The 21,565-nt window shown below is 71.0% G+C and carries 22 protein-coding genes and 1 riboswitch; of the genes, 11 read left to right on the top strand and 11 right to left on the bottom strand.

Annotation, left to right across the window (positions count from 1 at the left end; genetic code table 11):
• Positions 1-9: 9 nt before the first annotated feature.
• From pheT to D9C15_RS20485, 11 genes are all read right to left on the bottom strand, one after another.
• Complete coding sequence (gene pheT / locus D9C15_RS20535) at positions 10-2,424, bottom strand: phenylalanine--tRNA ligase subunit beta (protein WP_128000327.1); 2,415 nt, start codon at positions 2,422-2,424, stop codon at positions 10-12.
• Between the two features lie 13 nt (positions 2,425-2,437).
• Positions 2,438-3,490: a phenylalanine--tRNA ligase subunit alpha gene (gene pheS / locus D9C15_RS20530; RefSeq protein WP_128000326.1), complete on the bottom strand. Its 1,053-nt coding sequence runs from the start codon at positions 3,488-3,490 to the stop codon at positions 2,438-2,440.
• Positions 3,491-3,575: 85 nt separating this feature from the next.
• Positions 3,576-3,932: a 50S ribosomal protein L20 gene (rplT, locus tag D9C15_RS20525; protein ID WP_112189437.1), complete on the bottom strand. Its 357-nt coding sequence runs from the start codon at positions 3,930-3,932 to the stop codon at positions 3,576-3,578.
• Positions 3,933-3,967: 35 nt separating this feature from the next.
• Complete coding sequence (gene rpmI / locus D9C15_RS20520; protein WP_112189436.1) at positions 3,968-4,171, bottom strand: 50S ribosomal protein L35; 204 nt, start codon at positions 4,169-4,171, stop codon at positions 3,968-3,970.
• A 116-nt stretch (positions 4,172-4,287) separates the two neighbouring features.
• Positions 4,288-4,836 carry a translation initiation factor IF-3 gene (gene infC, locus D9C15_RS20515; RefSeq protein WP_128000325.1) on the bottom strand — a complete coding sequence of 183 codons (549 nt, stop codon included), beginning with the start codon at positions 4,834-4,836 and terminating at the stop codon, positions 4,288-4,290.
• A gap of 69 nt (positions 4,837-4,905) precedes the next feature.
• Complete coding sequence (gene thrS / locus D9C15_RS20510; RefSeq protein ID WP_128000324.1) at positions 4,906-6,825, bottom strand: threonine--tRNA ligase; 1,920 nt, start codon at positions 6,823-6,825, stop codon at positions 4,906-4,908.
• Between the two features lie 187 nt (positions 6,826-7,012).
• Positions 7,013-8,122 (bottom strand): HupE/UreJ family protein, encoded by a 1,110-nt coding sequence (locus D9C15_RS20505; protein WP_128000323.1) that lies wholly within the window; start codon positions 8,120-8,122, stop codon positions 7,013-7,015.
• Positions 8,119-9,282 carry a tetratricopeptide repeat protein gene (locus D9C15_RS20500; RefSeq protein ID WP_128000322.1) on the bottom strand — a complete coding sequence of 388 codons (1,164 nt, stop codon included), beginning with the start codon at positions 9,280-9,282 and terminating at the stop codon, positions 8,119-8,121. The genes D9C15_RS20505 and D9C15_RS20500 overlap by 4 nt, the downstream gene beginning before the upstream one ends.
• Positions 9,279-9,530, bottom strand: a complete 252-nt coding sequence (locus tag D9C15_RS20495; RefSeq protein WP_128000321.1) for a hypothetical protein — start codon at positions 9,528-9,530, stop codon at positions 9,279-9,281. The genes D9C15_RS20500 and D9C15_RS20495 overlap by 4 nt, the downstream gene beginning before the upstream one ends.
• 11 nt (positions 9,531-9,541) lie before the next feature.
• The gene (locus D9C15_RS20490) at positions 9,542-11,116 is read right to left on the bottom strand and encodes a DUF4331 domain-containing protein (protein ID WP_128000320.1); all 1,575 of its coding nucleotides are present in this window, start codon (positions 11,114-11,116) and stop codon (positions 9,542-9,544) included.
• 170 nt (positions 11,117-11,286) lie between these two features.
• Positions 11,287-12,360, bottom strand: a complete 1,074-nt coding sequence (locus tag D9C15_RS20485) for a patatin-like phospholipase family protein (protein ID WP_128000319.1) — start codon at positions 12,358-12,360, stop codon at positions 11,287-11,289.
• Between the two features lie 40 nt (positions 12,361-12,400).
• On the opposite strand from D9C15_RS20485, the gene nthA reads away from it, so the two are divergent.
• From nthA to D9C15_RS20430, 11 genes are all read left to right on the top strand, one after another.
• The gene (gene nthA / locus D9C15_RS20480) at positions 12,401-13,027 is read left to right on the top strand and encodes a nitrile hydratase subunit alpha (protein ID WP_128000318.1); all 627 of its coding nucleotides are present in this window, start codon (positions 12,401-12,403) and stop codon (positions 13,025-13,027) included.
• A complete protein-coding gene (nthB, locus tag D9C15_RS20475) occupies positions 13,024-13,686 on the top strand; it encodes a nitrile hydratase subunit beta (protein ID WP_128000317.1) in 663 nt (220 codons plus the stop codon). Before nthA ends, nthB begins: the two co-directional genes overlap by 4 nt.
• Positions 13,683-14,039, top strand: a complete 357-nt coding sequence (locus D9C15_RS20470; RefSeq protein WP_128000316.1) for a nitrile hydratase accessory protein — start codon at positions 13,683-13,685, stop codon at positions 14,037-14,039. The genes nthB and D9C15_RS20470 overlap by 4 nt, the downstream gene beginning before the upstream one ends.
• 9 nt (positions 14,040-14,048) lie before the next feature.
• Positions 14,049-15,059, top strand: coding sequence for an ABC transporter permease subunit (locus D9C15_RS20465; RefSeq protein WP_128000315.1), 1,011 nt, complete (start codon positions 14,049-14,051; stop codon positions 15,057-15,059).
• The gene (locus D9C15_RS20460) at positions 15,049-15,954 is read left to right on the top strand and encodes an ABC transporter permease subunit (protein WP_128000314.1); all 906 of its coding nucleotides are present in this window, start codon (positions 15,049-15,051) and stop codon (positions 15,952-15,954) included. Before D9C15_RS20465 ends, D9C15_RS20460 begins: the two co-directional genes overlap by 11 nt.
• Positions 15,951-16,928, top strand: coding sequence for an ABC transporter ATP-binding protein (locus tag D9C15_RS20455; protein WP_128000313.1), 978 nt, complete (start codon positions 15,951-15,953; stop codon positions 16,926-16,928). Before D9C15_RS20460 ends, D9C15_RS20455 begins: the two co-directional genes overlap by 4 nt.
• On the top strand, positions 16,925-17,884 hold the full coding sequence (locus D9C15_RS20450) for a dipeptide ABC transporter ATP-binding protein (protein ID WP_128000312.1): 960 nt from the start codon (positions 16,925-16,927) through the stop codon (positions 17,882-17,884). The genes D9C15_RS20455 and D9C15_RS20450 overlap by 4 nt, the downstream gene beginning before the upstream one ends.
• A gap of 42 nt (positions 17,885-17,926) precedes the next feature.
• Positions 17,927-19,528: an ABC transporter substrate-binding protein gene (locus D9C15_RS20445; protein WP_128000311.1), complete on the top strand. Its 1,602-nt coding sequence runs from the start codon at positions 17,927-17,929 to the stop codon at positions 19,526-19,528.
• Positions 19,529-19,532: 4 nt separating this feature from the next.
• Positions 19,533-20,378 (top strand): helix-turn-helix transcriptional regulator, encoded by an 846-nt coding sequence (locus tag D9C15_RS20440; protein ID WP_128000310.1) that lies wholly within the window; start codon positions 19,533-19,535, stop codon positions 20,376-20,378.
• A gap of 32 nt (positions 20,379-20,410) precedes the next feature.
• Positions 20,411-20,773, top strand: coding sequence for a VOC family protein (locus tag D9C15_RS20435; RefSeq protein ID WP_128000309.1), 363 nt, complete (start codon positions 20,411-20,413; stop codon positions 20,771-20,773).
• A gap of 11 nt (positions 20,774-20,784) precedes the next feature.
• A riboswitch (yybP-ykoY riboswitch) is annotated at positions 20,785-20,961 on the top strand.
• Between the two features lie 7 nt (positions 20,962-20,968).
• Complete coding sequence (locus D9C15_RS20430) at positions 20,969-21,541, top strand: TMEM165/GDT1 family protein (protein ID WP_128000308.1); 573 nt, start codon at positions 20,969-20,971, stop codon at positions 21,539-21,541.
• Positions 21,542-21,565 lie beyond the last annotated feature (24 nt).

Here is a 21,565-nt window from a genome sequence, read left to right as displayed (position 1 = left end):
TCCCAGGATTCAGCCGCGGCGGCGCACGCCGAGCCGCTCGTGCAGCCGCGCCAGGACCTCGGCCACGGCCGCCTCGATGCGTTCGTCGGTGAGGGTCGTTTCCTCGTCCAGCAGTTCCAGGCGCACGGCCAGGCTGCGTTCGCCGGATTTCAGGTCGGCACTGCCGGCGGCCGGCCGGTAAACATCGAACAGGCGTGCCGAGCGGACCAGGCCGTCGGCCGAGGCGCCGATCGCCTGCATCAGCGCCGCGTGCGTGACCTTGTCGTCCGCCACCAGCGCCACGTCGCGCCAGGCCACCTGCTGGCGCGGGATCGGCACGAACGATGGCACGGCCCGCTCGCGCAGTGCCGCCGCGTCGAGCTCGAACAGCACCGGCGCGCTCGGCAGCTCGTAGGCCTGGCGCCAGCGCGGGTGCAGTTCGCCGATCACGCCGATGTCGCAGCCATCGAGCAGCACGCGGGCGCAGCGCCCCGGGTGCAGCGCCGGATGATCGGCCGGCTCGAACTGCGCCTTGCGGGGCGCCAGCAGGGCCTCGAGGTCGCCCTTCAGGTCGAAGAAGTCGACCGGCCGTTCCTTGCTGCCCCATTGCAGAGCATCGGCCGGCCCCCAGGCCAGTGCCGCCACCCGCACCGGCTGATGCACGCCGGCCACGGCCACCTCGCCGTCGGCCACCTGCGCATCGCGCCGGTAGATGCGCCCGATCTCGAACACCCGCACGCGGCTGGCGCGGCGCGCGAGGTTGTACTGCAGCACCGCGACCAGGCTGCCGATCAGGCTGGAGCGCATCACCGCCAGCGGGCTGGCGATCGGATTGAGGACGCGGATTGGGTCGGGGTTGCCGGCCAGCTCGTGTTCCCAGCGCTCCTCGACGAAGCTGAAGTTGATCGTCTCCTGGAAGTCCAGCGCGGCCAGCGCGTGGCGGATCGCATTCAGCCCGCGCCGTGTCTCGGTCTGCGGCCGCGGCCGCACCGGCGCGCGCGGCGGCGTGTCGGGCAGCGTGCGATAGCCGAGCACGCGGATCACTTCCTCGATCAGGTCTTCCTCGATCTTCAGATCGAAACGCCAGCTCGGCGGCGTGACGTGCAGCCGCCCGGGCTCGCTCGTAAACGCCAAGCCGAGGCGGCGCATCACGCCCTCGCACTGCTCCTGCGTGACCGGCATGCCGATCACCTTGGTGGCGCGTTCGACACGCAACGTGACCGGCTTGGCCTCCGGCAGCGCGAGCACCTGGTCGTCCATCGGCCCGGCCTCGCCGCCGCAGATGTCGATGATCAGCTGTGTGATGCGCTCGATGTGCTCGACCGTCTTCGCCGGGTCGACACCACGCTCGAAGCGGTGCCCCGCATCGGTGGCGAAGGCGTAGCGGCGCGAGCGCCCGGCCACCGCCTCGGGCCACCAGAAGGCGGCCTCCACGTAGACATGACGCGTGCTCTCGGACACCGCGGTCGCCTCGCCGCCCATGATGCCGGCCAGCGATTCGACGGCCTGGTCGTCGGCGATCACGCCGACCGTCGCGTCGACCTCGATGGTGTTGCCGTTCAGCAGCTCGAGCGACTCGCCCGGGCGGCCCCAGCGCACCGTCAGACCACCGTGGATCTTGTCGAAGTCGAAGATGTGCGAGGGCCGGCCATACTCGAACATCACGTAGTTCGAGATGTCCACCAGCGCCGTGACGGAGCGCTGCCCGCAGCGCGCCAGCCGGTCGACCATCCAGGCCGGCGTCTTCGCTTTCGTGTCGACATGGCGCACCACGCGGCCGGAGAAGCGGCCGCACAGGTCCGGCGCCTCGATCTTCACCGGCAGCACCGTGTCGTGCGTCGGCTTCACCGGCGGGAAGGCCACCGTCTTCAGCGGCGCACCGGTCAAGGCGGCCACCTCGCGGGCGATGCCGTAGACACTCAGGCCATGCGCCAGGTTGGGCGTGAGCTTGAGCGTGAAGATCGTGTCGTCGAGGTTCAGATGCCCGCGGACGTCCGCGCCGACGGTCGCCCCGTCGTCGAGGATCAGCAGCCCGCCGTGATCCTCCGACAGCTTGAGCTCGCGCGCCGAGCACAGCATGCCCTGGCTCTCCACGCCGCGCAGCTTGCCGAGCTTGATGACGAAGGGCTTGCCGTCCTCGCCCGGCGGCAGCTCGGCACCGACCAGCGCGCACGGCACCTTGATGCCGACGCGCACGTTCGGCGCGCCGCAGACGATGGTCAGCGTCGTGCCGGTACCGGCATCCACCTGGCAAACGTTCAGCCGGTCGGCATTCGGGTGGCGCTCGATGGCGAGCACCTGGCCGACCACGACGCCCGTGAACGGCGGCGCGGCCGGGCGGGCCTCCTCGACCTCCATGCCCGACATCGTGAGCAGTTCGGCCAGCTCGGCGGTGGTGATCGGCGGATCGCAGAACTCGCGCAACCAGGATTCGGGGAACTGCATGGGTTCTCGTCTTCTATCTGAACTGGCTGAGGAAACGCAGGTCGCCCTCGAAGAACAGGCGCAGGTCGTTGACGCCGTAGCGCAGCATGGTCAGCCGGTCCGGCCCCATTCCGAAGGCGAAGCCGATGTGCCGCTCGGGGTCGAGGCCGAAGTTGCGCACCACGTTCGGGTGCACCTGGCCCGAGCCGGCCACCTCCAGCCACTTGCCCTTCAGCGGGCCGCTCGCGAACGCGATGTCGATTTCCGCCGAGGGTTCGGTGAAGGGAAAGAACGAGGGGCGGAAGCGCAGCTCGAGCTCGTCGGTCTCGAAGAAGGCGCGGCAGAAGTCGGTGAAGACGACCTTCAGGTCCTTGAAGCTGACGTTCTCGCCGATCCACAGCCCTTCGCACTGGTGGAACATCGGCGAGTGCGTCGCGTCGCTGTCGACGCGATAGGTGCGGCCCGGCGCAATCACTCGGATCTCGGGCATGACCTCCGCGCCCGCGTGCCTGCGGGCGTGCGCCCGCGCGTACCTCACCTGCATCGGCGAGGTGTGCGTGCGCAGGTTCAGCCAGCGACCCTCGGCGTCCTTCAGGTCGACGTAGAACGTGTCCTGCATCGAGCGCGCCGGGTGGTTCTCCGGGCTGTTCAGCGCGGTGAAGTTGAACCAGTCGGTCTCGATCTCGGGACCGTCGGCCACGTCGAAGCCCATCGAGCCGAAGATGGCCTCGATGCGCTCGATGGTGCGTGAGACCGGGTGCAATCCACCGGTTCCGCGCTGGCGGCCGGGCAGCGTGACGTCCAGCGCCTCGGCGCGCAGCTGCGCCTGCAGTTCGGCCTGGGCGAGCGCCTCGCGCCGCGCGGTCAGCAGCGCCTCGACCTGCTGCTTGGCCACGTTGATCTGGGCGCCCCGGGACTTCTTCTCTTCCACCGGCAGCGCGCCCAGCGCCTTCAGCAGCTCGGTGATGCGGCCGGCCTTGCCCAGGTAGCGTGCCTTGGCGTTCTCCAGCGCGGCCGGGGTGTCCGCGGCATCGAACTCGGCGCGCGCCGAATCGACCAGTTCCGCGAGAGGGGCGAGATCGTTCATGGGAATCAACAAAAAAGGCCGCACACGAGGTCGGCCTTCGAAGCTCGATCGCGACGCACACCCGGAGGCGGCGCCGCGGGGCACATCAAGCGAGCTGGGCCTTCACCTTCTCGACGATGCTGCCAAACGCGGCAGGATCGTTGACGGCCATATCGGCGAGGACCTTGCGGTCGATGTCGATCTGGGCCTTCTTCAGGCCGGCCATGAACTTGCTGTAGGTCAGGCCGAGGCCGCGGCTCGCCGCGTTGATGCGGGCGATCCAGAGCTGGCGGAACACGCGCTTGCGGGTGCGGCGATCACGGTAGGCATACTGCCCGGCCCGCATCACCGCTTCCTTGGCGATGCGGAACACGTTCTTGCGGCGGCCGCGGAAACCCTTGGCCAGGGCCAGGACCTTCTTGTGACGCGCGCGGGCGGTGACACCACGTTTGACGCGAGGCATTTCTCTTCTCCTTTACCGGTTCAGTCGTCCGACACTCACAGACCCGCGAACGGCAGCATCTGCGCCATGTGGCCCATGTTGGTGTCGTGCACGTTGGTGGCGCCACGCAGGTGGCGCTTGTTCTTCGTGGACTTCTTGGTGAGGATGTGGCGCTTGAACGCCTGGCCGCGCTTCACGGTGCCGCCCGGACGGACGCGGAACCGCTTCTTCGCACTGCTCTTGGTCTTCATCTTGGGCATGACTGCTCCTTCTATGTTGCTGCGGCAGGCGCCGGGAACATCGCTCCCGTCTTGTCGGCCTGCAGCCGCTTCTGACAGCACCCCGGCGACCAGACCGCGGTGCTGAACCCTTCAAATCACTTCCGCTTGGGCGCCAGCACCATGATCATCTGGCGACCCTCGAGCTTGGGCATGTGCTCCACCACCGACACATCGGCCAGTTCATCGCGGATGCGCTCGAGCAGCCGCATGCCGATGTCCTGGTGCGTGATCTCGCGGCCGCGGTAGCGCAGCGTGACCTTGCCCTTGTCGCCGTCTTCCTCGATGAAGCGGCGCAGGTTGCGCATCTTGATCTGGTAGTCGCCTTCGTCCGTGCCCGGACGGAACTTCACTTCCTTGACTTCGATGACCTTCTGCTTGGCCTTGGCCTCTGCTGCGCGCTTCTGCTCCTGGTACTTGAACTTGCCGTAGTCCATCAGCCGGCATACCGGCGGATCGGCCTGGGCAACGATTTCGACCAGATCGACGTCCAGCTCGCCGGCCATGCGCAGGGCTTCCTGCAGGGGAACGATGCCCAGGGGCTCGTTCTCGGGACCGTTCAAGCGGACCTCGGGCGCCATGATCTCCCGGTTCAGCCGGTGCTTGCGCTCGGCGTTGGGGGTACGGCGGTCAGCAAAAGTAGCGATGGTGGTTACCTTTCAGCAGGCCCCCAAGGCAAGCAGAGGGTCGCAAAACGAACAAAAGCGCGCCTGGGTTCAGGCCTTCCGGGCGATGTCGTCGGCGATCCTGGCACGGAACGCATCGAGCGGCATCACACCCAGATCCTGGTTACCCCGGGCGCGCACGGCCACGGCCCCGCTTGCCTTCTCCTTGTCGCCCACGACGAGGATGTACGGGACCTTCTGCAGCGAATGCTCGCGGATTTTATACGTGATCTTCTCGTTGCGCAAATCGGCCGCCACTCTAAGTCCTTGTTTTTGCAGCGTTTTGACCACCTCCTCGGCGTAGTCCGCCTGGCCGTCGGTGATGTTGAGCACGCTGACCTGCTGCGGCGCCAGCCAGGCCGGCAGCGCGCCGGCATGCTGCTCGATCAGGATGCCGATGAAGCGCTCGAAGCTGCCGATGATGGCGCGGTGCAGCATCACCGGGTGGGCGCGGCCGCTCGTCTCCGTCACGTACTCGGCCTCGAGGCGCTGCGCCATGTTGAAGTCGACCTGCATCGTGCCGCATTGCCACGGACGGCCGATCGCATCCTTGAGCGTGTACTCGATCTTCGGGCCGTAGAACGCACCCTCGCCCGGCGAGATCTCGAACTCGCAGCCCGAGCGCCGCAGCGCCTCCATCAGCGCCTGCTCGGCCTTGTCCCACAGCGCGTCGGAGCCGATGCGGCTGTCCGGGCGCGTCGCGACCTTGTAGATGATGTCCTTGAAGCCGAAGTCGGCGTAGACCTTCTGCAGCAGCGTCGTGTAGGCCACGCACTCGTCGAGGATGTGGTCCTCGGTGCAGAAGATGTGGCCGTCGTCCTGCGTGAAGCCGCGCACCCGCATGATGCCGTGCATCGAGCCGCTCGGCTCGTTGCGGTGGCACTGGCCGAACTCGCCGTAGCGGATCGGCAGGTCGCGGTAGCTGCGCAGCTGCGACTTGAAGATCAGCACGTGGCCCGGGCAGTTCATCGGCTTGAGCGCGTAGTCGCGCTTCTCCGACTCCGTGGTGAACATGTTCTCGCGGTAGTTCGCCCAATGGCCCGTCTTCTCCCACAGGCTCTTGTCGAGGATCTGCGGGCCCTTGACTTCCAGGTAGCCGTTGTCGCGGTAGACCTGCCGCATGTACTGCTCGACGTTCTGCCACAGCGCCCAGCCCTTGGGGTGCCAGAACACCAGGCCCGGCGCGTGCTCGTCGATGTGGAACAGGTCGAGCTCGCGGCCGAGCTTGCGGTGGTCGCGCTTCTCGGCCTCCTCGAGCATCGTGAGGTACTTCTGCAGGTCGTCCTTGCTGGCCCAGGCCGTGCCGTAGACCCGCTGCAGCATCTCGTTGCGGTGGTCGCCGCGCCAGTAGGCGCCGGCCACCTTCATCAGCTTGAAGTGCTTCAGCTTGCCCGTCGAGGGCACGTGCGGGCCGCGGCACAGGTCCTCGAAGCCGCCCTCGCGGTACAGCGACACCGCCTCGCCGGCCGGGATGCTGGAGATGATCTCGGCCTTGTAGTCCTCGCCGATGGACTTGAAGTAGGCCACCGCCTCGTCGCGCGGCAGCACGCGACGCTCGACCTTCTCGTCCTTCTTCGCCAGCTCGGCCATCTTGGCCTCGATGGCGGCCAGGTCCTCGGGCGTGAACGGGCGCTTGTACGAGAAGTCGTAGTAGAAGCCGTTCTCGATCACCGGGCCGATCGTGACCTGCGCGTCCGGAAACAGTTCCTTCACCGCGTAGGCGAGCAGGTGCGCGGTCGAGTGGCGGATCACCTCCAGGCCTTCCGGATCCTTGTCGGTCAGGATCGACAGCGCGGCGTCGGCCTCGAGCCGGTGGCTGGTGTCCACGACCCTGGCCTCGGCGCCTCGGCCGACCTTGCCGGCGATGGCCGCCTTGGCCAGGCCGGTGCCGATCGAGGCGGCCACCTCGGCCACCGTCACGGGGCCGGGAAAGGAACGTTTCGAGCCGTCGGGCAGTTCAATCGAGATCATGCGGAATCCTTCGGGGCAACAAAAAAGCGCGGCGGGCGCCGCGCTTTGATGTGGGAGATGACGAAAAGGAAGATCGGGTCGTGGCGCGGCGGACGACTAGGCGAACGGGGTGCTCGTAGTCCGCGGTGTCATAACCAGGCTGCCTTTCTCGCTCTTGCTCGTTGGAGGAAGCCGCGATTGTAGCCGCTCAGAACGGCAGCAGCGACAGGTCGGCCGTGCGCTCGACGAACCAGGCCAGGCCCGTCAACATCGCCGCACCCGAGCCGCCCGCGATCGCCACGCGCGGGTAGAGCCGGTGGTCGCGCACGGCGTACAGCAGCGTCGCCACGGCCAGCACGATGGCCACCTGCCCGAGTTCGAGCCCGAGGTTGAACTGCAGCAGCGCCCAGGCGAACTGCGCGGCCGGCAGGTCCAGTTCACCCAGCACGCCGGCAAAGCCGAAGCCGTGCACCAGGCCGAACACGAAGGTCACCAGCACGCGCGGCCCGGGGAAGATCGGGCGCAGGTTGTCGATGGCCGCGAGCACGATGGTCAGCGCGATGGCCGGCTCGATGAACCATTCCGGCACCGCCACCCATCGGGCCGCGGCCAGCCCCAGCGTGATCGAATGCGCCACGGTGAAGGCAGTGACGATGCCCAGCACCGGCGCGAACGCGGCCGACCGGCGCGCCACCGGTCGCCAGCGCAGCCGGGCATCGGCGCCGCGCTCGCGCCGCATCACCGCCGGCACCAGCAGGCAGAGCAGGAACAGCAGGTGGTCGTAGCCGGTGACGATGTGGCGCACGCCTTCACCAAGCAGGGAGGCGCGCGGCCCGGCGGCGCCGCTGTCCGGCCGGTTCGGGTCGAGCACGCGCAGCGGCTCCCCCTGCCCGGCGTGCTCGACACGCAGCAGGCCGCGGTGTGTCGGGTCGATGTCGGCGAACAGCGTGTAGCGCACCGGCTGCGCATCGGCGAGCGCGCATGCCGAGCGCCAGTGCAGCACGGCATAGCTGCCGTCGCTGCGCCGCTCCAGCGCCGGGGTGCCTGCGTTCATCGCGCAACGACCGAACTGCACGTGCGCACGTGCCAGGCGCTCGATGGCCGGCCACGCGGCGCGCACCTCACCCCAGGTGAGCCGGCCGTCGCCGTCGGCATCGAGACCGAGCGCGGCGTCCAGGTCGCGCAGCGCGATGTCCAGGCGCGCCTGCACGCCGTCCGCGGCCGAGTTCAGCTGCACGTAGGCATCGCTCGCCTGGTGCGCCCGGGCGGCGCCGAGTACGGCGACGAACAGCACGACCATGCACAGCAGGCGCTTCATGACGGGCTCCTCTCGGCGTCGATGGTCCAGCGTGCATCGACCAGGCCCTGCGCCGCCGCGAGCCGCCGGGCCTCGTCCTGCGCCGCGCGGTCGCCGGCCCGCCGGGCGGCCTCGGCCAGCAGCCAGAGGTCGACCGGTTCGCGCTGCCGCGCCAGGTTGTCGCGCGCCAGCCGCACGGCGCGCGGCGCGTCGCGCTCGACCCGCAGCGCCAGCAGCGCGCGCTCGCGCCCATGCGTGAGCGCCGTCTGCGGCCGCAGCGCCGATTGCTCGAACCGAGCGCGCAAGGTGCGCGTTGCGTCCGCGTCGCCGGCGGCAGCGCGGCGCAGCAGCACCGCATCGCTGGCCGGCTGCGTGGCCAGCACGGTGCCCACTTCCGGCGCGCGGCCCTGTTCGAGCAGGAAATCGGCGTATCCGAGCGCGGCATACGGGTCGGCGTCGGCCTGCAGTGCGGCACGCCAGGCCACCTCGGCAGCCTGGGGCCGGGCGGCACGTTGCTCGAGCTCGGCCCGCGTCGTGTGCAGCCAGGCGCGCGTCGGACCGTCGAGGCCGGGGCGCTCGACCAGGCCTTGCAGCGTGTGCCGGGCACGCTCGAAGCCGCCGCGCAGGCCATCGTTCTCCGCCATGCAGGCGGCCGCATGCAGATCGGCGCGGGCACGCGCCACGCCGGCGCAGGCGCGGTGTGACTGTGCATAACGCCCCTGCACGCGGCGCACCGCGGCCAGCGTCAACCAGCCCTGGGCGTCGCCCGGGTGCCGGCGCAGCAGCACCTCGAGCTTGGCGGCCGCGGCGTCGAAGTCGTGCAGATGCTGGTCCAGGGTCGCCTGCAGCAGCAGCACCTCGCGGGGGGCGGTCTGCGCATCGGTCCAGTGGGCCAGCGCGGCCAGCGCCTGCCCGGCGAGGCGCGGGTCGCCGGTCGCACGGGCCTGCGCCAGCCCGGCGCGGGCGACGCTCACCGCGAGGCCCGCGTCGTCGGGCCGCTGGGCCAGTTGCCGGCGCGCCTGGGCCGCACCCCGGCCGGCCGACGGCAGCCGCTCGACGACCTCGTCGTCCCCGACCGGCACCAGCGGCTCGGCCCGCAGCACCCCGGCCGCCCCGGCCAGCAGTAGCCCGGCGAGCAGCACCGGCCACAGGCCGGCCCGGGTGAGCGGGCCGAGGCTCACAGCGCCTCCGGCTCGGTGTCGTCCGGACGCGGGGGCGCGAAGCGGCCCACGTCCAGCGCCTCCTTGTCCTCCGGGGCGATGCCGGCCAGGCGCTTCAGCCAGGCCACCATGCCGGTGCTGCTCGCGCTGGCGCTGTCGGGCACCGAGTCGGTCGGCGGCGTCGCCGGCGTGTCGTCCCCGCCCCCGCCGCCGCAGGCGGCGAGTGCGGCGACGAGTGCGAGCATCGACAGACGGATGGGAGTGTTCATCGCCGCCTCCCTCATTGCGCCGCCGCGCCCGCACCCGGGGTCGGCGTGAACAGGTAGGGGAAGCCCGGCAGCAGCGGCACGACCGCCTGGTCGACGCCGTCGTGCAGCTTGAAGGCGGTCGCGCCCAGCGGCGCGGCGGAGGGCTTGCAGGAGGTGCCGAAGCCGAGCGCATTGTTGTCGCCGTTGGCCACGCACAGGCCGCCCATCACCGCCACCAGCGAGATGTCGACCACGTCGTCCTTGGGCCGGCGGCCGTTCGGGTAACCCGCCAGGTCGACCGCCTGGCCGAGGTTCTGCGGCCCGCCGACGCGCAGGATCTCGCCGACGATGCCCAGCCGGTTCTGCTGCGCGAAGGGCACCGGCGGGATCGCGGTGTTCAGGCGCAGCATCTCCGAGGCCGTCACCTTGCCGGGCTGGTTGACGCCGGGAATGCCGGTCAGGAAGGTCGTCACGAGGTCGGTGCGCGGCAGGTTGGTGGGCGCGGTGTTCGGCAGCGCGAGCGCGATCTCCAGCAGCGCCGGGAAGGTCGGGTTGGTCACGTAGTCGGCGAACTGGCCGTCGTCCTTCGGCTTGCTGCCGTTGAAGCGGTCCTTGTCGGGCAGGCCGATCACCACCTCGTTGACCAGCGGCATGCCCAGGCGCGACACCTGCGTCCACGCGCCGCCGCTGATCGCGGTGGTCTGGTGGCCCTTCTTCGGCGTCGGGTCGAGCAGGCTGCCCTGGCGCAGGCTGGCGGTGGTCCAGGCGCCGATCACGGGCTCGCTGCCGCGCGTCAGGCAGCTCTTGTGGATCTCCACCGCCATCGAGGTGACGTTCGCGTCGTCGATGGTGTTGGGCACGGCGTTGATCAGGGCCGGATCGGTGATCACCGAGACCGGCGCGTTGACCAGGTCGAAGATCGTGCCGAGGTTGACCGCGAAGGCCTCCTTGCGCTGGCCGACGAACAGCTTCGCGGGCACGTTGCAGCCGGGCACGTTGACGTTGTAGATGTGCTTGGCCGCGTAGGCGGCGTAGTCGGGGATGGTCTTGGTGCCGATGTTGTCCACCGGCTTGTCGAACACCTTGGCGCCGCCGGCGGCGTTGGTGACCGCGGCGCGCTGGCCGCCGCGCCGGTCGCCGCGCACCACGTCGACGCTGAAGGTCTCGTTGACGTTCAGCGTCGCGGCGCGCGGGTCGCTCACGGTGCCGGCCTGGGTCAGCGCGATCGGCACGTTCTTGCCGCCGATCGGCAGCGCGATCGAGTTCAGCCTGTTGTCGAAGCGGAACTGGAAGCTCAGGTCCTCCTTCGCGTCGCCGTCGTTGTCGATGTGGATCTCGTACAGCGCGTTCGGATCCATCTTGAAGTAGTTCGGACCGCCGTACGGCGCCTGCAGCGGCTGGTAGTTGGCGATCAGCGTCACGAAGTCGCTGCGGCCGGCCTCGTAGCTCATGAACATGTAGAGGTCGGTGCCGTCGACCTTGGGCGCGGTGGTGATGAACGGAGCCTCGCGGTGGCTCGAGGCCTGCACGGCGAGGCTGCCGAACGCGGCGGCCACTGCCGCTGCGAGCGGCAGCACGCGGCGCGTGAAGCGGGAGAAGGTGCTCATGGGGTCGTCCTGGGTGTCCGGTGAAGCGGCCCGGCCGGGGCCGGGGGGTCACCGCGGCGAAGCCGTGGTGTGGACGGCCTTACGCCGGTCGTGACGGCGCGGATGGACGACCCGAGCGCGCCGCATGGCCTTGCATCCGGGCGGCGCAGACCTGCGTAGAAGAGCGGCCCTCAGGGCAGCGGCTTCACCTCGATCGAGCCGGGCGACTCCAGCCAGCGCGCGAAGTCCTCGGCCAGGCGCTCGCTCTCGCGCAACGCGCGGCTCCACTCGGCGATGCGCCCGGGCGTGTCGTCGGTGTAGCGCTTGAAGTCGCTGCGGTCGGGCAGCTTGCCGCCCGGCAGCGTCGCCACCCAGCCCGGCGCCGGCGACAGCAGCACCACGTTGTCGAGCCGCGCGCTGGCGCGGTGGCGGTGGCGCAGCGCCTTGTCCAGCCAGCCGGGCACCACCGACCTCTGGAAATGCGGGTACAGCACCAGGCCCTCGGGCATCGAGGCGTAGTCGAGGTGCAGGTGGTAGTCGGTGATGCCGCCGTCCCAGTAGGCGCCACGCGGGCCGCCCGGGATGTCGTGCACCGCCTCGAGCCAGAACGGGATCGAGCAGCTCGCCAGCAGCGCCGGCTGCAGGTTGCCCGGCGCGAGCGGCACGGATTGCGTGCGGTAGTCGTGCAGGTGCAGCGGCAGCGGATCGCGCGCGTCCGAGAAGATCACGCGCTCGATCCAGCCGCCCATCGCCTGGCGGCTCAGGGCGTTGGTGGCGAAGGCACCCAGGTAGCCGAGCGGTGTGCGCAGCCGCCCTTCGCGCCCGAGCAGGTGCCGGCCGCGGCTCGTGAACACATGCAGGCGGTAGCGCGGGTGCTGCAGCAACTGCGCCTCGCGCCCGCCGAAGCGCTCCGTCAGCCTGGCGCCGAACACCTCGCTGACCACCGCGGGACGCGGCGACTTGCCCGGCGCATGCGGATAGTCCTGCGCGATGTAGTCGGCCGCCAGTTGCGCGAAGGCCCGGTCCGGGTCGGCCAGGCAGGCGGTGGCCATGCGCCAGGCGCCGATCGAGGCGCCGAGCAGGTGCACGGTGTGGTCGGCGCGGGCCAGCCAGCGGCCGAACACGAAGCGGTCCAGCGCGTTCAGGATCAGCCCCTTGGGCCCGCCCGCCGCGGCGGGAACGGCGCGCACGTCCGCCGCTTGCAGGCCGTGCTCGCGCAAGTGCTTCAGCGCCCGCGCGCCGGCGTGGATCTCCAGGGCTTGCATGGGGCGCGACTGTATCGGCTCGCGGTTACCATCGCCGGCCATGGCGCATGGTCACGACCACGACCACGATCACGACGAGCACTCCTCGCTCGGCGAGATGGACCTGCGCGTGCGGGCGCTCGAGACCGTGCTGGCGGACAAGGGCTACATCGACCCGGCCGCACTCGACGTCCTGATCGACACCTACCAGACCCGGATCGGCCCGCGCAACGGCGCGCGCGTGGTGGCGCGGGCCTGGGCCGACCCGGCGTTCGCCGACTGGCTGCGGCGCGACGCCACCGCGGCCATCGCCTCGCTGGGCTTCACCGGCCGCCAGGGCGAGCACATGGTGGCGCTGGAGTGCAGCGACGACACACACCACCTCGTGGTCTGCACGCTGTGCAGCTGCTACCCCTGGCCGGTGCTGGGCCTGCCGCCGACCTGGTACAAGAGCGCGCCCTACCGCTCGCGCGCGGTGAAGGATCCGCGCGGCGTGCTGGCCGACTTCGGCGTCGTGCTGCCCGAGCACACGCGCATCCGCGTCTGGGATTCGACCGCCGAGGTGCGCTACCTGGTGATCCCGCGCCGGCCCGCCGGCACCGACGGCTGGAGCGAGGAGCGCCTGGCCACGCTGGTGACGCGCGACTCGATGATCGGCACCGGCCTCGCGCGCGCCCCCCGACCATGAGCTACACGACCCATGCCGACCTGGGCGGCCGCGACGGCTTCGGGCGCGTGCTGCCCGAGCCCGAGGGCGAACTGTTCCACGCCGCCTGGGAGCCGCGCGCGCTGGCCCTCACGCTCGCGATGGGTGCCACCGGCGCCTGGAACATCGACATGAGCCGCCGCGCGCGCGAGACGCTGCCCGACTACGCCGAGCTCGACTACTACCGCATCTGGATCGCGGCGCTGCAGCGCCTGCTGGCCGAGCGCGGCCTGCTGCAGAGCGACGAACTGGCCGCCGGGCGCGCGCTGCATGCCGCGCCGCCCTTGCCGCGCCTGCTGCGCGCCGACGACGTGGCGGCAGTGCTGGCGCGCGGTGCGCCCACCGAGCGGCCCGCGGCAGCGCCGGCCCGCTTCGGGGTGGGCGATGCGGTGCGCACCCGCGCCGAGGCGGCGGGCCACCACACGCGCCTGCCCGGGTACGCCCGCGGCAAGCGCGGCACGGTGGAGCGCGTGCACGGCGCGCACGTGTTCGCCGACCGCCATGCCCACGGCCTGGGCGAGCAGCCGCAGTGGCTCTACAGCGTGGCCTTCGACGCGGCGGAGCTGTGGGGCGACGCGGCCTGTCCCGGGTCGGTGGTCTGCATCGACGCCTGGGAGCCCTACCTGGAGGCTGCCGGGTGAGCCCCCTGCTGCCCGGCCAGCCCGCCCAGGGCGACGAGCCGGTGTTCCGCGAACCCTGGGAAGCACATGCCTTCGCGCTGGCCGTCACGCTGCACCAGCGCGGCCTGTTCAGCTGGCCCGAGTGGGCGGCCGCACTGGCCGCGCAGATCCGCCGCGCGCAGGCCGGCGGTGATGCCGACCTCGGCGACACCTACTACCACCACTGGCTCGCCGCGCTCGAGGCCCTGGTGGCCACCAAGGGCGCGAGCAGCGCCGGCGAACTGGCGCGCCACCGCGACGCCTGGGCGCATGCGGCGCAGCGCACCCCGCACGGCGCACCGATCGAGCTGCAGCCGCGCGATTTCGAGCCCTGAAGCGCGCGCATGGGCCGCTTCGTCCTGACCCGGCTCGGCCTGCTGATCCCGACCTTTCTCGGGACCACGCTGATCGCCTTCTTCCTGATCCGCCTGGTGCCGGGTGACCCGATCGAGACCCTGGCCGGCGAACGCGGCGTCGACGCGGCGCGCCACGCCGAACTGCTCAGGCTCTACGGGCTCGACCAGCCGCTGCCGGTGCAGTACGGCCTGTACCTGCTGCGCGTGCTGCAGGGCGACCTGGGCCGCTCGATGATCACCAGCAAGAGCGTGCTGGAGGAGTTCCTCGCGCTGTTCCCCGCCACCATCGAGCTGGCGCTGTGCGCGATGCTGTTCGCGCTGCTCCTGGGCATCCCGGCCGGCATCCTGGCGGCGGTGAAGCGCAACTCGGTGTTCGACCACGGCGTGATGGCGCTCTCGCTGACCGGCTACTCGATGCCGATCTTCTGGTGGGGCCTGCTGCTGATCCTGCTGTTCTCGGTGCAGTTCGGGCTCACGCCGGTGTCGGGCCGCATCTCGGTGCAGTTCTTCTTCGAGCCGGTGACCGGCTTCCACCTGGTCGACGCCTGGCTGTCCGGCGAGAAGGGTGCGTTCAGGTCGGCCGCGCTGCACCTGGTGCTGCCGGCCATCGTGCTGGGCACGCAACCGCTCGCCTCGATCGCGCGCATGACACGCTCGGCCATGCTCGAGGTGCTGGGCGAGGACTACATCCGCACCGCCCGCGCCAAGGGCCTGCCGCCGGCCCGCGTGATCGGGCTGCACGCGCTGCGCAACGCGCTGATCCCCGTGGTCACCGTGATCGGGCTGCAGGTCGGCATGCTGTTCACCGGCGCCATCCTGACCGAGACGATCTTCTCCTGGCCGGGTGTCGGCAAGTGGCTGATCGAGGCGATCGCACGGCGCGACTACCCGGTGCTGCAGGGCGGCCTGCTGCTGATCGGCGCGCTGGTGATGGCGGTGAACCTGCTCGTCGACCTGGCCTACGGGCTGATCAACCCGCGCATCGCCCATGCCCGCTGACACCTCCCTGCCCGCCGGCGCCGCCCCGGCCGCCCCGCCCGGGCCGCTGCGCGAGTTCTGGGCCAGCTTCAGCGCCAACACCGGCGCGGTGCTCGGCCTCGCGGTGGTGGTCGGCGTGCTGCTGCTGGCCGCCTTCGCGCCCTGGATCGCGCCGTACCCGCCCGACCAGACCAACCCGGCCGCGCTGCTCAAGCCGCCGGCTTGGCAGGAGGGCGGCAGCCGCGCCTGGCTGCTGGGCACCGACGCGATCGGGCGCGACCTGCTGTCGCGCCTGATCCATGGCGCGCGGCTCTCGCTCGTGATCGGCATCGCGGTGGTGGCGCTGTCCACCGTGGTCGGCATCGCGCTCGGGCTGGCGGCCGGCCTGTTCCGCGGCTGGTTCGAGACCGCGGTGATGCGGCTGATGGACGTGATCCTGTCGCTGCCCAGCCTGCTGCTGGCGATCGTGATCGTCGCGGTGCTCGGCCCCGGGCTGATGAACGCGATGTTCGCGGTGGCGCTGGTGGTGCTGCCGCACTACGTGCGCCTGACCCGCGCCGCGGTGATCGCCGAGATGGCCAAGGACTACGTCACCGCGGCGCGCGTGGCCGGTGCCGGCCGCTGGCGCCTGATGCTGCGCGAGGTGCTGCCCAACTGCGCCGCGCCGCTGATCGTGCAGGCCTCGCTGGGCATCTCCACCGCCATCCTCGACGCCGCGGCGATCGGCTTCATCGGCCTGGGGGCCCAGCCGCCCGCGGCCGAGTGGGGCACGATGCTGGCCGACGCACGTGAGTTCGTGCTGCGCGCCTGGTGGGTGGTCACCTTCCCCGGCCTCGCGATCCTGGTCACCGTGCTGGCCTTCAACCTGCTGGGCGACGGCCTGCGCGATGCCCTGGACCCGAAGCTGAAACGATGAGCCCCCTGCTCGAGATCGACGACCTGCATGTCGAGTTCGCGCTGCACGGCGCGACGCTGCGCGCCGTCGACGGCCTGTCGCTCACGCTGCGCGAGGGCGAGGTGCTCGGCATCGTCGGCGAATCCGGCTCGGGCAAGAGCGTGGCGATGCTGGCGCTGATGGGTCTGGTGGGCTTTCCGGGCCGCGTGCGCGCCGCGTCGATGCGCTTCGCGGGCCAGGACCTGCTGCGCCTGGGCGAACGGCAGCGCCGCGCGCTGACCGGGCGCGACGTGGCGATGATCTTCCAGGACCCCGGTGCGAGCCTGAACCCGAGCTTCACGATCGGCTTCCAGATCGGCGAGGTGCTGCGCCACCACCTCGGCATGGACCGGCGCGCCGCGGCGCGCCGCAGCGTCGAGCTGCTCGAGCAGGTCGGCATCCCGGCCGCCGCGAGCCGCCTGAACGACTACCCGCACCAGCTCTCCGGCGGCATGAACCAGCGCGTGATGATCGCGATGGCGATCGCCTGCAACCCGCGCCTGCTGATCGCCGACGAGCCGACCACCGCGCTCGACGTGACGATCCAGGCCCAGATCCTCGAGCTGCTGCGGGGCCTGCAGCGTGAACGCGGCATGGCGCTGGTGCTGATCACGCACAACATGGGCGTGGTGGCCGAGATGGCGCAGCGCGTGGCGGTGATGTATGCCGGCCAGCTGGTCGAGCAGGCGCCCAGCGAGGCGCTGTTCGCCGCGCCGCGCCACCCCTACACCGCCGCGCTGCTGGCTGCGCTGCCCGAGCGCGCCGCCCTCGATGCGCAGGGCCGTGCGCGCCTGGCCAGCATCCCCGGAACGGTGCCCGGCGCCTGGGACCGCCCAACCGGCTGCCTGTTCGCACCGCGCTGCGAACATGCGCAGGCGACCTGCAGCGCACCGCCGGCGTTGCGCGAGTTCGGCCCGCAGCGCGTGCGCTGCCACTTCCCCCTGGAGGTGCCGTGAGCGGCCCGATCGCCGAGGCGAGCGACCTGCAGCGGGTCTACACGATCCGGCGCGGCTGGGGGCGTGCACCGGCGCGGCTGCAGGCGGTGGACGGCGTGTCGTTCCGGCTCGAGGCCGGCCGCACGCTCGGCGTGGTGGGCGAATCGGGCTGCGGCAAGTCGACGCTGGCGCGCATGGTCACGCTGATCGAGCCGCCCGCCGGCGGGCAGCTGCAGCTGCTTGGGCTGGACGCCGTGCAGCCGCCGGCGGCCGAGCGCGCCCGGCTGCGGCGTGCGGTGCAGCTGGTGTTCCAGAACCCCTACGGCTCGCTGAACCCGCGCCAGAGGATCGTCACCGCGCTCGAGACGCCGCTGGCCATCCACACCACGCTGCCCGCCGCCGAGCGGCGCGAGCGTGCCGAGGCGATGCTCGCGCGCGTCGGCCTGCGGCCCGAGCATGCCCAGCGCTACCCGCACATGTTCTCCGGCGGCCAGCGCCAGCGCATCGCGATCGCGCGCGCCTTGATGCCCGAGCCGGCGCTGCTGGTGGCCGACGAGCCGGTCTCGGCGCTCGACGTCTCGGTGCAGGCCCAGGTGCTGAACCTGCTCGCCGACCTGCAGCAGCAGCTCGGCCTGGCCTACCTGTTCATCTCGCACGACCTGGCCGTGGTGCGCCACCTGTCCGACGAGGTGCTGGTGATGTACCTCGGCCGCGTGATGGAGCATGCGCCCAAGTCACGCCTGTTCGCGCGGCCGCTGCACCCGTACACGCGCGCGCTGCTCGGCTCGACACCGGGCCTCGGGCGCGAGCCGGTGGTGCTCACCGGCGAACTGCCCTCGCCGCTCGCCCCGCCGCCGGGCTGCGTGTTCCACACCCGTTGCCCGCGTGCGCAAGAACGCTGCCGCATCGAGCGCCCGGCGCTGCGCAGCCTCGACGGCACGCAGGTCGCCTGCCATTTCGCCGAGGAATCGGCCTAGCATCCACCCACCCGAACGACCCACCCACAAGGAGTCCGTCGCATGAACGCAGCCCACCGAGTTGCCCGCTTCGCCCCGATCGCCCTCGCCGCCTTGCTCGCCGCCGGCGCCGCATCGGCCAAGACGCTCGTCTTCTGCTCCGAAGGCAGCCCGGAGAACTTCTACCCCGGCATCAACACCACCGGCACCTCGTTCGACGCCAACAGCCAGATCTACAGCCGCCTCGTCGACTTCGAGCGCGGCGGCACGACGGTGGTGCCCGGGCTGGCCGAGCGCTGGGAGATCTCGAAGGACGGCCTGACCTACACCTTCTACCTGCGCAAGGGCGTGAAGTGGCATTCCAACAGGAACTACAAGCCGACGCGCGACTTCAACGCCGACGACATCGTGTTCGCGATCGAGCGGCAGTGGAAGGAGGAGCATCCGTACTTCAAGGTCACGAGCCCGAACCACTCGTACTTCAACGACATGGGCATGGGCAAGCTGATCAAGTCGCTCGAGAAGGTCGACGAGCACACGGTGCGCTTCACGCTCAACCGCCCGGAGGCGCCGTTCCTCTCCAACCTCGCGATGGAGTACGCCGGCATCCAGTCGAAGGAGTACGCCGACGCGATGCTGAAGGCCGGCACGCCCGAGAAGCTCGACCAGGAGCCGATCGGCACCGGCCCGTTCACCCTGGTGCAGTACCAGAAGGACGCGGTGATCCGCTACAAGGCCTTCGCGCAGCACTGGGGCGGCAAGGCCAAGATCGACGACCTGGTGTTCGCCATCACGCCGGATGCGTCGGTGCGCTGGGCCAAGCTGCAGAAGGGCGAGTGCCACGTGATGCCCTACCCCAACCCGGCCGACCTGCCGGCGATCCGCAAGGACCCGAACGTGGTGGTGCTCGAGCAGGCGGGCCTGAACGTCGGCTACCTCGCCTACAACACGCAGAAGAAGCCCTTCGACGACGTGCGCGTGCGCAAGGCCATCAGCATGGCCATCAACAAGCAGGGCATCCTCGACGCGGTCTACCTCGGCACCGGCATCGCGGCCAAGAACCCGATCCCGCCGTCGATGTGGTCCTACAACGACGCGGTCAAGGACGACCCCTACGACCCCGAGGCCGCGAAGAAGCTGCTCGCGCAGGCCGGCGTCGCCAACCTCGAGACCGACCTCTGGGCCATGCCCGTGCAGCGGCCCTACAACCCGAACGCGCGCCGCATCGCCGAGCTGATGCAGGCTGACCTGGCCAAGATCGGCGTCAAGGCCGAGATCAAGAGCTTCGAGTGGGGCGAGTACCGCAAGCGCATGCAGGCCGGCGAGCACCAGATGGGCATGCTGGGCTGGACCGGCGACAACGGCGACCCGGACAACTTCCTGCACACCCTGCTGGGCTGCGACTCGGCCAAGACCAACGGCAGCAACGTGGCCAAGTTCTGCTTCCAGCCCTTCGAGGAACTGGTGCTCAAGGCCAAGACCGCCAGCAGCCCGGCCGAGCGCACCGAGCTCTACAAGAAGGCGCAGGTGATCTTCAAGGAGCAGGCGCCCTGGTTCACCATCGCCCACGCGGTGCAGCTCAAGCCGGTGCGCAAGGAGGTGGTGGACTTCAAGCTCAGCCCGTTCGGGCGGCACAACTTCTTCGGCGTCGACCTGAAGGAGTAGGCCGGTGCTGCAGACGCAGCCCCTGCTCGCCGGGCCGCTGGCGGTGACGCTCTACCGCTGCAGCGCGCGTCTGGGCGAGCGGCCGTTCGCCGAGCAGTACGGCGGCTGGTCGGCCTCCTACGTGCTGCGCGGCAGCTTCGGCTGCCGCTGTCGCGGCCGGCACTTCGAGCTGGTGCCCGGCTCGGTGCTGCTGGGCCGGCCGGGCGACGAGTTCACCTGCACCCACGAGCACCACGCCGGCGGCGACGACTGCCTGGCCTTCGCGCCCGACGCGGCACTGGCCGACGAGCTCGGCGCCCGGCCGCAGCGCTGGCACTCGGGGGCGCTGCCGCCGCTGCCGGCACTGGTGACGCTGGGCGAGCTCGCGCGTGCCGCGGCCAGCGGCGCGGCCGAGGCCTCGCTGGAGGAGCTCGGCCTGCGCCTGGTGGCCCAGGTGGCAGCCCAGCTGCGCGGCGAGGTGTCCGCCCCGCTGCGCCCGGCTGCGGCGGACCGGCGTCGCGCTGTCGAGGCGGCCCTGTGGATCGATGCCCACGCGTCCGGGCCCTGCCCGCTGGCCCAGCTCGCCGCACAGGCGGGGCTGAGCCCCTGGCACTTCCTGCGCGTGTTCGCCGCGGTGCTGGGGGTCACGCCGCACCAGTACGTGCTGCGCAGCCGGCTGCGCCGCGCGGCGCGTGCGCTGGCCAGCGACGACCGCCCGGTCACCGAGGTGGCGCTCGAGGCCGGCTTCGACGACCTGTCGAACTTCGTGCGCAGCTTCGGCCGCGCCGCCGGCCTGTCGCCGCGGGCCTTCCGCCGCGCCGCGCGCGGCGACCGCAACTTTCTCCAAGACCGGCTGGCGCGTGCTTCGTAGCATGGCCTCGTCCATTCGACGAGGAGTCAGCCATGTTCGATCACGTCGGCCTGAAGGTCAGCGACCTGGCCGCCAGCACCCCCTTCTACCGCGCGGCGCTGGAGCCGCTCGGCCTGCGCCTGGAGTCCAGCGGCGAGGGCTACGCCGGCTTCGGCCCGGCGGGCGCGCCGCAGCTGTGGCTGCACGCCCATGCGGGCGCACGCGGGCCGGGCGCGCACGTCGCGCTGCGCGCGTCGAACCCGGCCGCGGTGCAGGCCTTCCACGCCGCCGCGCTGGCCCACGGCGGGCGCGACAACGGCCGGCCCGGCCTGCGCCCGGACTACGGCCCGAGCTACTACGCCGCCTTCGTGCTCGATCCGGACGGGCACAACATCGAGGCCGTCTGCACCGGCTGATACACTGCGCGCCGTTCGTCATCGGGGAGTAGCCGCCCTGCCGCCCGGCAGGGGCCCGCGTCAACACACTTGGCCCTTCCGGCCATGGCGCGGGCAGCTCCACAGCCTGGCAAGACCTTTGACCGCACTGCCTCCGCACGAGCCGGGGGGGCCGTGTGGTCATCGGAATCCCGCCGGCCCTGGAGACTCTCTTTCGTGGAAGCCTTCTTCGTGTCCACCGGCGTCGTTGCGCTCGGTGAGATGGGCGACAAGACCCAGCTGCTCGCCATCGTGCTGGCCGCGGCGTTCCGCCGCCCGCTGCCCATCATCCTCGGCATCTTCGTCGCGACCATCGTCAACCATGCGGCCGCCGGCGCGGTCGGCGGCTGGGTGGCCCAGCTGCTCGGGCCCGACCTGCTGCGCTGGGTGATCGGCCTGTCCTTCCTCGGCATGGCCGGCTGGATGCTGATCCCCGACGAGATCGACGCGGACGACGCCGCTCGCCGGCACCGCCACGGCGTGTTCGCCACCACCACGGTGGCCTTCTTCCTCGCCGAGATGGGCGACAAGACGCAGATCGCCACCGTGGCGCTGGCCGCGCGCTACACCGACATCGTGCCGGTGGTGCTGGGCACCACCTTCGGCATGATGCTGGCCAACGTGCCGGCCGTGTTCCTGGGCGAGAAGATCGCGCGCAAGGTGTCCATGAAGCTCGTGCACGGGATCGCCGCGGCGATCTTCGCGGTGCTGGGCGTGCTGACGCTGCTGAACGTCGGCCGGCTGTTCTGATCCGGGCAGCAACGCCATGGCCTA

This window comes from Piscinibacter defluvii, from assembly GCF_004011805.1.
Classification (GTDB): domain Bacteria; phylum Pseudomonadota; class Gammaproteobacteria; order Burkholderiales; family Burkholderiaceae_C; genus Piscinibacter; species Piscinibacter defluvii.
This window is presented reverse-complemented; position numbering and strand designations above follow the sequence as displayed.